We start from the raw sequence: 11,866 nt of genomic DNA on the forward strand, positions 1-11,866 counted from the left end.
CACCGTCCACGCTGCGGATCGCCTCGTGGAATGTCAACTCGCTGAAGATCCGGCTGCCGCAGGTGCTCGACTGGCTGATCGCGCAGGAGAACGCCGATACGCCGATCGACGCGCTGTGCCTGCAGGAACTGAAGCTGCCCGAGGACAAGTACCCGCTGGCGGAACTGGAGAGTGCCGGATTCCACAGCATCTTCGTCGGCCAGAAGACCTATAACGGCGTGGCGATCCTGGCGCGCAACACGACGATGCCGCCCGCCGCCGACGTGGTGCGCAATATCCCGGGCTTCGAGGACGAGCAGCAGCGCGTGGTCGCCGGCACCTATGGCGACGTGCGCCTGGTCTGCGCGTACTTCCCCAACGGGCAGGCGCCCGACAGCGACAAGTTCGCCTACAAGCTGCGCTGGCTCGAGGCGCTGACCGCGTGGCTGCGCGAGGAACTGCAGCGCTATCCAAAGCTCGCGCTGCTGGGCGACTTCAATATCGCGCCCGAGGATCGCGACGTGCACGACCCGGCCAAGTGGGAAGGCCAGAACCTGGTCTCGCCGCCGGAGCGCGCCGCCTTCCAGACGCTGCTCGAACTGGGCTTCGCCGATGCCTTCCGGCTGTTCGAGCAGCCGGAAAAGAGCTTCTCGTGGTGGGACTACCGGATGCTGGCATTCCGCCGCAATGCCGGCCTGCGCATCGACCATATCCTGCTGTCGCCGGCGCTGCGCGAGCGCTGCACCGACTGCACGATCGACCGCACGCCGCGCAAATGGGAACAGCCGTCGGACCATACGCCGGTCGTCGCGACGATGCGGCTGGGCTGAGCCTCAGCGCTTCCGGCACATCGCCCGCCCCGGGCGAAGTTTTTCGAATGGCGGCGGCATCGCTTATCATGCGGGGCAGAGACACCACCGACGCACCGGCCCACGAGCCGGTGCGCAGCCCCTCCCGCCCGCCATGCAAGCCGTGCAACCGTTCCCTTCCTTCGCCTTTGCTCCCGCCTGCCTGACGATCAGCGCCGGCGCCCATGACCTGCCGCGGGACATCGTTCCCGCGACCACCCGGTGACCGCGCCGGCGGCGAACCGCCCCGCCCGCGGCTGGCAACGGCTGCTGCCGGCCTGGCGCCATCGCGTCAGCGCAGCGACGCTGCGCGCCGACATGCTGGCAGGCCTGCTCGGCGCGGTGCTGGTGCTGCCGCAGGGCGTGGCCTTCGCCACGCTGGCCGGGCTGCCACCGCAATACGGCATCTACGCGGCGGTGGTGCCCTGCATCGTCGCCGCGCTGTTCGGCTCGAGCTGGCACGTGATGTCGGGCCCCACCAACGCCAATTCGCTGGCGTTGTTCGCGATGCTGAGCCCGATCGCCTTCGCCGGCAGTCCCGAGTACATCAATCTGGCGCTCGTCGTCACGATCCTGGTTGGCGTGCTGCAGTTCGCGGTCGGCACGCTGCGGCTCGGCTCGCTGGCCAACTTCATCTCGCCGTCGGTGCTGCTGGGTTTTACCTGCGGCGCGGCGTCGTTGATCGCGCTATACGCGCTGAAGGATCTGTTCGGACTGCAGGTGCCGACCGGTACCAGCGCGTTCGGCGTCGTGCGTCACCTGTTCGAGCAGGCCGCCACGATCAACTGGAGCGCGGCGGCGGTCGGCGCGGTGACGCTGGCCGTCACGCTGGCGGTCAAGCGTGTCTCCCGCCGGCTGCCGTTCATGCTGCTGGGGCTGCTGGCCGGCTTCCTGTGCGCCTGGCTGCTGAATCGCAGCGGCTGGGGCGGCGCCCACCATGTCGACGTGGTCGGTCCGATTCCCGCCGCGGTGCCGCCCTTCCGCATTCCGGATATTCCGTGGGACCGGCTGTCCGATCTGCTCGGCATCGCGTCGGCGCTGACCATCGTCGCGCTCGGCCAATCGATCTCGATCGCCAAGGCCGTCGCGCTGCGCTCGGGCCAGCACATCGACGCCAATCGCGAATTCATCGGCCAGGGGCTGTCCAATATCGCCGGCGGCTTCTTCTCGGCCTATATCTCCTGCGGCTCGTTGAACCGCTCGATGCCGAATTTCGAGGCCGGGGCGCAGACGCCGCTGGCCAGCGTGTTCTCCGCCCTGCTGCTGGTCGCGCTGGTCGCGGTCAGCGCGCCGCTGCTGGCGCAGATTCCGCTGGCGGCGATCGCCGCGATGCTGCTACTGGTGGCCTGGGGCCTGTTCGATTTCGCCCGCCTGCGCCGCATCGCGCGGCTCTCGCGCACCGAGTTCGCGATCGCGCTCGGCACCTTCGCCGCCACGCTGGTAATCCGGCTGGAAATGGCGGTGCTGCTCGGCACCGTGCTGTCGCTGGTCGCCTATCTGTACCGCACCTCGCGGCCCGCCGTGCGCACGCTGGTGCCCGACGCCGACGATCCCGACCGCCGCTTCACGCCGCTGGACGAACTGCGCCGCCCGCAGCCCGAATGCCCGCAGCTGAAACTGATCCGGATGGAGGGCGCGATCTTCTTCGGCGCGGTGCAGTACGTGACCGACCGGCTGCACGAGGCGCGCGCGCAGATGCCGACGCAGACCCGGCTGCTGGCGATGACCAAGAGCATGAACTTCATCGACCTGGCCGGCGCGGAAATGTGGGAGGCGGAACTGGCCGAGCGCCGCGCGCTGGGCGGCGATCTCTATTTCCATCGCCCGCGCTCGCAGGTGCTGCAGACCTGGGCGCAGACCGGCTTTATCGCCAAGCTCGGCGAGGACCATATCTTTGCCACCAAGCGGCACGCCCTGCACAGCATCGTGCCGACGCTGGACCCGCGCATTTGCGCGACCTGTACGGTGCGGGTGTTCGAGGAATGTCCGCATGATCCCGCGGGTGGCGCGGTGGAAGCGGTGGATGCGATGGAAGCCGTGGAAGCGGTGAAGCGGAAATGAAAAACGCCGGCATGAAACCGGCGCCAGACTGGGTCCAGCCGCAGCGCGCCCTGTTGCCCGGACCGTAGCGGCCCGGTGCGGGCGCCCCTGCTCAGACGGGCGCCACGTGCGCGCGCTTGACCACGATGGGCTGCGGCACGCCCTGTTCGATCAACACGACTGCGGCGCGTTCGATGGTATCGCGACCGGCGCGGAATGCTTCTTCGAGGGACAGCACCTGATCGGCGCTGAAGCCTTCCCACAATGCCTCGCGCGTGACCACGCAGGTCACCTTCTGGCCGTCGACAATGGCGTGAAACAGCAAGCCTTCGTTATTGATGTCATAACGATCTTGCTCCTGGAATTTGATCTCCATCGGTACAGCCCTCCATTGCAAGTGAGTGGGCATCCTAACATGGGTCCCGCCGACGTCGCAGAAAAGTCCTTTGCGGCAATCGGTCATCTGCGAGACTGCCGCCGCCATGCCGAGTTCCGTCGGCGCGCGCAAATTTCGTCACGGGGAACGAAGGGAGTTTCCGTGCCAGCATTTGACAACTTTTCAAATGATGCTAGAATCTCGGACTTCGTTGGGGCGTTAGCTCAGTTGGTAGAGCAGCGGACTCTTAATCCGTAGGTCGAGTGTTCGAGTCACTCACGCCCCACCAGCGAATATTGTAGAAAAGGCCGGGCTGCTTCGCAGCGCCGGCCTTTTTGTTTTGGGGCGCGAATCGCGGGAGCCATGTCGTCGCCGCGGCCAGCGCCGGCGTTCAGCGCCGCGCCGCCGCCAATTCCCGCGCCATGCGCCGATGCTCGGTCAGCACCGTCGGCAGATCGGCGCTCAGCAGCACACCGTCGCGCACCACCACCCTGCCGTTGATCACGCTGGTCGATACGGTTCCCGGCGTGCAGAACACCAGCGCGGCAACCGGTTCGTGCCCGGCGCCGGCATAGCCGACCGCCGACATGTCGAAGGCGACGAAGTCGGCCGACATGCCCGGCGCCAGCGCGCCGATATCGTCGCGGTTCAGCACCCTGGCGCCGCCCAGCGTGGCGATCTCCAGCGCCTCGCGCGCGCCCATCGCCGCCGGTCCATAGCCCACCCGTTGCAGCAGCATGGCCTGCCGCGCCTCGCCCAGCATGTGCGCGCCGTCGTTCGATGCGCTGCCGTCGACGCCGAGCCCGACCGGCACGCCGGCGTCGCGCATCGCGCGCACCGGCGCAATGCCCGAAGCCAGCCGCATGTTCGAGCAGGGACAGTGCGCAATGCCGGTACCGGTGCGCGCGAACAGCGCGATGCCGTCCGCGTCGAGCTTGACGCAGTGCGCGTGCCAGACATCGTGTCCGACCCAGCCCAGGTCCTCGGCGTACTGCGCCGGCGTCATGCCGAAGCGCTCCAGCGAATAGGCGACGTCGTTGTCGTTCTCGGCCAGATGGGTATGCAGCGACACGCCATAGTGACGCGCCATCGCCGCCGACTCGCGCATCAGTTCGCGCGATACCGAGAACGGCGAGCACGGGGCCAGCACCACGCGCAGCATCGCGTGGCGCGACGCATCGTGGTACTGCTCGATCAGCCGCTGGCTGTCGCGCAGGATCGCCTCCTCCTGCTCGACCACCGCATCCGGAGGCAGCCCGCCCTTGCTGCGTCCCACGCTCATCGAACCGCGCGCCGCATGGAAGCGCATGCCCATCTGTGCCGCCGCCTCGATCGCGTCGTCCAGCAGCGAACCATTCGGATACAGATAGAGATGGTCGCTGGTGGTCGTGCAGCCCGACAGCATCAGCTCGGCCATCGCGGTGCGGGTCGACGCGGCAATCATCGGCGGCGTCAGGTTGGCCCACAGCATATACAGCTCGCCGAGCCAGCCGAACAGTTCGGCATCCTGCGCGGCGGGCACCGCGCGCGTCAGGCTCTGGTACATGTGGTGGTGCGTGTTGACCAGGCCGGGCAGCACCACATGGCCGCGCATGTCGAGTACCTGTGCGCTGCCATCGTCGATGCGTGCGCGCCAGACGGCCGGCAGATCGGCGGTCGCGCCGACCCACTGGATTGCCGGCCCGTCGGCGACCAGCGCGCCGTCGGCAATCTCGCGGCGGTTCGCGTCCATCGTCACCAGAACGTCGGCATGGGTCAGGATCAGCGTCATAGCGGGGGTCTCCTTGGCGGGTCGGACAGCGGGCGCCAGTCTACGGCGAGCGGCCGGGGCGCGATAGCGCCGATTTGCGCCTACGGTGTGCACATTGCGTGCACACCGGTGCGATCCCGCCAATGCGAAGGGAGGCTAATGCGAAGGGAGGCTATCGGCGACCGAGGGCCTCGCTAGCGCCGGGCGTCGCCCGACAACGCCTTCAGCGCGCCCCCGATCCGCTCGGCCATCAATGCCGCCGCCGAATCGAGCGTGCCCCGTGCCCGCGCGAACAGCGTGAGCCGTTGCAGCGGCAAGGCCGGATCGCGCAGCGGCACGAACAGCAGCGTGCCGGCCTCCAGTTCGTCGATCGCGTCGAGCGGATTGAGCAGCGCGATGCCGCTACCCAGCATCACGAGCCGGCGCATCAGTACGGTGGAACCGGCCTCGACCGCCGGCGGCACCGGAATCGCCGCACGGACGAAGGCGTCGTCGAGCAGGCCGCGGATCGACATCGACGCGACCGGCAGGATCAGCGGATAGCCGACGCACTCGGCGAGCAGCGCCGACGACTGCTCGGCCAGCGGGTGCCCGGGCGCGACCACCGCGCCGATCGGCCATTCGCCCGCGGCGAGCGTCGCGAACGCCGGGGTCGGCGCCAGGTCGTAGCCCAGCCCCAGGTCGGCGTCGCCCTCGGCCAGCGCGGCAACGATCTCGGCCACCGGCAGGTCGAGCACGCGCACCACGATGCCGGGATGGCGGCGGCGGAAATCGTGAATCAGCGTAGGCAGCAGCGAGCCGGCCAGCCCGGCGGTAGTCGCCACCGTGACGATGCCCTGCTGTCCTGCGTTGTACGCCGCGATCCGCTCGCGCAGCGCGTCATGCTCGCGCAACGTCCGCCGCACGTGGGCCAGCACCATCTCGCCCAGCGGCGTCAGCCTCAGCCGGCGCTGGATCCGCTCGAACAGCGGCGCGCCCAGCTCCGCCTCCAGATCGAGAATCTGCCGGTTGATCGCGGTCGGCGCGACGTGCAGCGCTTCGGCCGCCTTGCGGATGGAACCGCGGCGGACCACTTCATCGAGATAGCGCAACACGCGGGCATGCATCGGACCAGGTCTCCGGAGAACGGCGGCGCGGCGGCGGGCCGCGCGGACAGCGGGGCATTGTAGCCGCGTGCGCGTTGCCGGCCCCGCCAGGCGCCGCCGGCATCGCTTCGGTGCTTGCAAACCCGCAAGGTCCACGCTAGAATAGCGGACTTCGTTGGGGCGTTAGCTCAGTTGGTAGAGCAGCGGACTCTTAATCCGTAGGTCGAGTGTTCGAGTCACTCACGCCCCACCAGCGAAATTCCTCGAAAGGCCGGACTGCATCGCAGCCCGGCCTTTTTGTTTGCCTCCTTCCTTTCGTCGGCCATCCGGGTACGCGCCCTGTTACGGGTTGTTACGGATATCCCCGCCACGCCTTTCCGGGTTGAATGCCGGTCCGGGCATATTACGAAACCAAGTTCCGCAATACGGAACCATGCCCGAACCCGACCGGCGCCCCGCCTTTGCGCGGCGCGCCGGCCAACGCAACAGATGGAGGCATTCTTGAAATCCGCATTGACCGCCAGCGTGGCAGCCTGCCTGGCCGCATTCGGCCTGACCCATGGCGCCGCGCATGCCCAGGGCAACTATCCCAACAAGCCGGTGCGGCTGATCGTTCCGTTCGCCGCCGGCGGCACGACCGATATCGTCGCCCGCGCCGTGTCCGATGCACTGGGCCGCGCGCTGGGCCAGGTCGTGGTGGTGGAGAACCGTGGCGGCGGCGGCGGCGCGATCGGCGCCGACGCGCTGGCCAAGTCCGCGCCCGACGGCTATACGATCGGCATCGCCACGGTCAGCACGATGGCGACCAACCCCGCCACCAACCCGAAGAACCCGTACGATCCGCTGAAGGACTTCGCGCCGATCACCAATCTGGTCAACGTGCCGAACGTGCTGACGGTCAATCCGAAGGTCCCGGCCAAGAACCTGAAGGAGTTCATCGCGCTGCTGCGCGCCGAGCCCGGCAAGTACAGCTACGCGTCGGCCGGCAAGGGCAGCATCTCCCATCTGGACGGCGAGCTGTTCAAGCTGACCACCAAGACCGACATGGTTCACGTGCCGTACCGCGGCTCGGGCCCGGCGCTGAACGACACGCTGGCCGGCCAGGTCAGCGGCCAGTTCGACAACCTGCCGTCGTCGATGCCGCATATCCAGGCCGGCAAGCTGCGCGCGCTGGCGGTGGCGGCGCCCAAGCGCGTCGAGGGCCTGCCCGATGTGCCGACCTTCGCCGAAGAAGGCATGAAGGACAACAACAATATGGCCTGGTACGGGCTGGTCGCGCCGGCCGGCACGCCGCCCGCGATCGTCGCGCGCCTGCACGAAGCCGCGGTCAAGGCCCTGCAGGACCCGGCCGCCAAGCGCCGGCTGACCGAGAGCGGCGCCTACCCGGACGGCAACACGCCGCAGCAGTTCGCCGCGCAGATCAAGCGCGAACTGGAACTGCGCAAGAAGATTGCGCAGGAGCAGAAGATCACGCTCGAGTAATTCCGGGACTTTCCAGCACCCGGGCATACCCGGACGTAGCTGGACGTATCGGCGGACCGCCCCAGTCGGCGGCGGTCCGCCCGCGCGATTCGATCTTCCCGCGCCCTCCTTCCTTCCCCCGCTCTCCGCTTCCCCGCCACCGCCGTGTTTTTGCTCTACATTAAGAGCAGGCACCGGCACTCGCTTCGCCCTGCGACTGGGCGCGGCGCATTGCACCGAAACGACGGGCGGCGGCTTCCCCCGAGGAGAGATCATGCAAGCGGACAGCGAAGAACGCGTCGAACAACGACTGGCCGATCTGGTGGAGTTCGCGCGGGCCCGCCTGCCCGAGACGACCTTCGCGATCGCCGAGCCGATGCTGCGGCACTACTACGACGTGTCCGATGCCGAGGACCTGGCCGAGCGCGATATCGCCGATCTGTACGGCGCCGCGATGGCGCACTGGCAGACCGCGCAGCGCTTCGTGCCGGGCAGCGCCCAGATCCGCGTCTACAACCCCAATCTCGAACAGCACGGCTGGCATTCGGACCACACCGTGATCGAGATGGTCAACGACGACATGCCGTTCCTGGTCGACTCGGTGACGATGGAGATCAACCGGCATGGGCTGACGCTGCATTCGGCCTTCCATCCGGTGTTCCGCGTGTGGCGCGGACCGGACGGCGGCATCGCGCGCATCGCGCTGGGCGGCGACAAGGCGCCCGACCCCGAATCGCGGCTCGAATCGTTCATCCACTTCGAGGTCGATCGCTGCAGCGAACCGGCGCAACTGGAAGGCCTGCGGGCCGGCATCACCCGCATCCTCGGCGATGTGCGCGCCGCGGTCGAGGACTGGCCCAAGATGCTGGACATCGCGCGCGCCAGCATCGCCGACCTGCAGCGGCTGCCCGGCGGCAACGAGGGCGACACGGCCGAAGCCTGCGCGCTGCTGCAGTGGATGGTCGACGACCACTTCTGCTTCCTCGGCCATCGCGACTACCAGCTGGTCGAGCAGGACGGACGATTCTTCCTGCGCGGCGTGGCGGGCTCCGGCGCCGGCATCCTGCGCGAGAGCCGGCGCGCGCCTACCGCCGAAGAGCTGACGCCGCTGCCTCCTGCCGCGACCGCAATCATCCAGGGCGAATCGCCGATCTTTTTGACCAAGGCCAATTCGCGCTCGACCGTGCACCGGCCAGGCTATCTCGACTACATCGGCATCAAGCTGGTCGACGCAGACGGCAAGCTGTTCGGCGAGCGGCGCTTTCTCGGGCTCTACACCTCGACGACCTATATGGTGTCGACCAGCGAGATTCCGCTGGTGCGCCGCAAGTGCGCCCATATCCTGGCGCGCGCCGGCTTCCTGCAGCGCGGCCATCTGTACAAGTCGCTGGTCACGATCCTCGAGCAGTACCCGCGCGACGAACTGTTCCAGGCCAGCGAGGACGAGCTGTTCGACATCGCGCTGGGCATCCTGCGGCTGCAGGAACATCAGCGCATCCGGCTGTTCGTGCGGCGCGACCGTTTCGACCGCTTCGTCTCCTGCCTGGTGTTCGTGCCGCGCGACAAGTACAACACCGACCTGCGCCAGCGCATCCAGAAGCTGCTGATGCAGGCGTTCGGCGGCACCAGCTGCGAGTTCACGCCGCAGCTGTCCGAATCGCCGCTGGCCCGGATCCACCTGACCGTGCGGGGCGAGCCAGGCACCATGCCCGAGGTCGATACGCGCGCGCTGGAGGAACGGATCGTCGCGGCGACGCGCCGCTGGCAGGACGACCTTTCGGTGGCGCTGCTCGACAAGGCCGGCGAGGAACAGGGCAACCGGCTGCTGCGCCGTTACGGCGACTCCTTTCCGGCCGGCTATCGCGAGGACTATCCCGCGCGCACCGCCGTCCGCGATATCGAACTGATGGAGCAGGCGCGCCGGCGCAGCGGCCTGTCGATGAACCTGTACCGGCCGATCGAGGCGCCGCCGGGCGCGTTCCGCTTCAAGGTCTACCGTGCGGGCGAGCCGATCGCGCTGTCGCACAGCCTGCCGATGCTCGAGCATCTGGGCGTGCGCGTGCACGAGGAACGTCCCTACCGGATCGAGCCCGACGAGGGCGCGCCGCTGTGGGTCCATGACTTCGGCCTCGAACTGGTCGGCGGCGCCGAGCTCGACATGGCGCGCGCCAAGGACCTGTTCGAGGACGCCTTCGCCCGCGCCTGGGATGGCGCGATCGAGAACGACGACCTGAACCGGCTGGTGCTGCTGGCCGAGATGCCGGCGCGGGACGTGACGATCCTGCGCGCCTACGCCAAGTATCTGCGGCAGGTCGGCTCGACCTTCAGCGACGCCTATATCGAGCGCGCGCTGACCGGCAATCCGCGCATCGCGGCGCTGCTGGTGGCGCTGTTCGCCGCGCGCTTCGATCCGGCGATCGACCCGGGCTCGGCCCCGGCGCGCGAGGCGCGCTGCGCGCAGCTGCTCGAGGCGATCGGCGCCGCGCTGGACCAGGTGCCCAATCTCGACGAGGACCGCATCCTGCGCCAGTTCCTCGGCGTGATCGAGGCCACCACGCGCACCAACTGCTTCCGCCAGAGCGCGGACGGCACGCCGCGCCCCTGCCTGTCGTTCAAGCTCGATCCGGCCCGCATCGCCGGCCTGCCCGAGCCGCGGCCAATGTTCGAGATCTGGGTCTACTCGCCGCGCGTCGAGGGCGTGCATCTGCGCGGCGGCCGCGTCGCGCGCGGCGGCTTGCGCTGGTCCGATCGCCGGGAGGACTTCCGCACCGAGGTACTGGGACTGATGAAGGCGCAGATGGTCAAGAACACCGTGATCGTGCCGGTCGGCTCCAAGGGCGGCTTCGTCGTCAAGCGGCCGCCCTCGCCCACCGACCGCGATGCGTGGATGGCCGAAGGGGTGGCCTGCTATCAGACCTTCCTGCGCGGGCTGCTCGACGTCACCGACAACCTCGCCGGCGGTGCCGTGGTGCCGCCGCCGCAGGTGGTGCGCCACGATGACGACGATCCCTATCTGGTGGTCGCTGCCGACAAGGGCACCGCCAGCTTCTCCGACTATGCGAACGCGATCTCCGGCGAATACGGCTTCTGGCTCGGCGACGCCTTCGCCTCGGGCGGTTCGGTCGGCTACGACCACAAGAAAATGGCGATCACCGCGCGCGGCGCCTGGGAATCGGTCAAGCGGCATTTCCGCGAGCTCGGCACCGACATCCAGTCGACCGACTTCACCGTCGTCGGCATCGGCGACATGTCCGGCGACGTATTCGGCAACGGCATGTTGCTGTCGCCCCATATCCGGCTGCTGGCCGCGTTCGATCACCGCCATATCTTCCTGGACCCGGACCCGGATCCGGCCGCCAGCCTCGAAGAACGGCGCCGGCTGTTCGCGCTGCCGCGCTCGAGCTGGGCCGACTACGATGTGGCCAGGATCTCGGCCGGCGGCGGCGTCCATCCGCGCAGCGCCAAGACCATTGCGCTGACGCCGCAGGTGCGCGCGGCGCTCGGCATCGAAGCCACGGCGCTGACGCCCGCCGAGCTGATCCAGGCGATCCTGACCGCGCCGGTCGACCTGCTGTACAACGGCGGCATCGGTACCTACGTCAAGGCCACCGACGAGACCCACCAGCAGGTCGGCGACCGCGCCAACGACGCGGTGCGCGTCAATGGCGCGGCGCTGCGCTGCAAGGTGGTCGGCGAAGGCGGCAACCTCGGCTTCACGCAGCTCGGCCGCATCGAATACGCGCGCGCCGGCGGCCGCATCCATACCGACGCGATCGACAACTCGGCCGGCGTCGATTGCTCCGACCACGAGGTCAACATCAAGATCCTGCTCGGGCTGGTGGTCGCCGACGGCGAGATGACCGACAAGCAGCGCAACAAGCTCCTGGCCGAGATGACCGACGAAGTGGCCGCGCTGGTGCTGCAGGACAACTACTACCAGACCCAGGCGCTGTCGATCGCCAACCGGCGCGCGGCCGAGTTGCTCGATGTCGAGGCGCGGCTGATGCGCGCGCTCGAACGCGCGGGACGGCTCAATCGCGCGCTCGAATTCCTGCCGCCCGACGACGAGATCGTCGAACGCAAGGCCGCCGGGCTGGGACTGACCTCGCCCGAGCGCGCGGTGCTGCTCGCATACAGCAAGATGTGGCTGTACGACGCGCTGCTCGCCTCCGACGTGCCGGAGGACGCGACGGTGGCCGGCCTGCTGGCCGACTACTTTCCGCAGCCGCTGCGCGCGCGTTACGCCGACACGATGCAGCGGCACCCGCTGCGGCGCGAGATCCTTGCCACCTATCTGACCAACACGCTGGTCAATCGCGTCGGCCCG

The 11,866-nt window shown here is 68.5% G+C and carries 7 protein-coding genes and 2 tRNA genes; 6 read left to right on the plus strand and 3 right to left on the minus strand.

What is annotated here, in order from left to right:
- The first annotated feature begins 11 nt into the window (after positions 1-11).
- Together xth and B551_RS04570 are read left to right on the plus strand one after the other, a co-directional pair.
- Positions 12-809 (plus strand): exodeoxyribonuclease III, encoded by a 798-nt coding sequence (gene xth, locus B551_RS04565; protein ID WP_043437385.1) that lies wholly within the window; start codon positions 12-14, stop codon positions 807-809.
- A gap of 336 nt (positions 810-1,145) precedes the next feature.
- Positions 1,146-2,888, plus strand: a complete 1,743-nt coding sequence (locus B551_RS04570; RefSeq protein ID WP_083492513.1) for a SulP family inorganic anion transporter — start codon at positions 1,146-1,148, stop codon at positions 2,886-2,888.
- 91 nt (positions 2,889-2,979) lie between these two features.
- Here B551_RS04570 and B551_RS04575 read toward each other — a convergent pair whose 3' ends face one another.
- On the minus strand, positions 2,980-3,243 hold the full coding sequence (locus B551_RS04575; protein WP_006579010.1) for a DUF1488 domain-containing protein: 264 nt from the start codon (positions 3,241-3,243) through the stop codon (positions 2,980-2,982).
- 213 nt (positions 3,244-3,456) lie between these two features.
- On the opposite strand from B551_RS04575, the gene B551_RS04580 reads away from it, so the two are divergent.
- A tRNA-Lys gene (locus B551_RS04580) sits at positions 3,457-3,532 on the plus strand.
- Positions 3,533-3,634: 102 nt separating this feature from the next.
- Here B551_RS04580 and B551_RS04585 read toward each other — a convergent pair.
- Both B551_RS04585 and B551_RS04590 read right to left on the minus strand, forming a co-directional pair.
- Positions 3,635-5,014 (minus strand): 8-oxoguanine deaminase, encoded by a 1,380-nt coding sequence (locus tag B551_RS04585; RefSeq protein WP_023263568.1) that lies wholly within the window; start codon positions 5,012-5,014, stop codon positions 3,635-3,637.
- A 173-nt stretch (positions 5,015-5,187) separates the two neighbouring features.
- A complete protein-coding gene (locus B551_RS04590) occupies positions 5,188-6,099 on the minus strand; it encodes a LysR family transcriptional regulator (protein ID WP_023263569.1) in 912 nt (303 codons plus the stop codon).
- A 156-nt stretch (positions 6,100-6,255) separates the two neighbouring features.
- On the opposite strand from B551_RS04590, the gene B551_RS04595 reads away from it, so the two are divergent.
- The 3 genes from B551_RS04595 to B551_RS04605 form a co-directional block, all read left to right on the plus strand.
- A tRNA-Lys gene (locus B551_RS04595) sits at positions 6,256-6,331 on the plus strand.
- Between the two features lie 236 nt (positions 6,332-6,567).
- Positions 6,568-7,560, plus strand: coding sequence for a tripartite tricarboxylate transporter substrate binding protein BugE (locus B551_RS04600; RefSeq protein WP_023263570.1), 993 nt, complete (start codon positions 6,568-6,570; stop codon positions 7,558-7,560).
- A 253-nt stretch (positions 7,561-7,813) separates the two neighbouring features.
- The coding region (locus B551_RS04605; RefSeq protein WP_023263571.1) for an NAD-glutamate dehydrogenase at positions 7,814-11,866 on the plus strand (4,053 nt) is incomplete at its 3' end.

The organism is Cupriavidus sp. HPC(L) (assembly GCF_000307735.3).
Taxonomy (GTDB): Bacteria; Pseudomonadota; Gammaproteobacteria; order Burkholderiales; family Burkholderiaceae; genus Cupriavidus.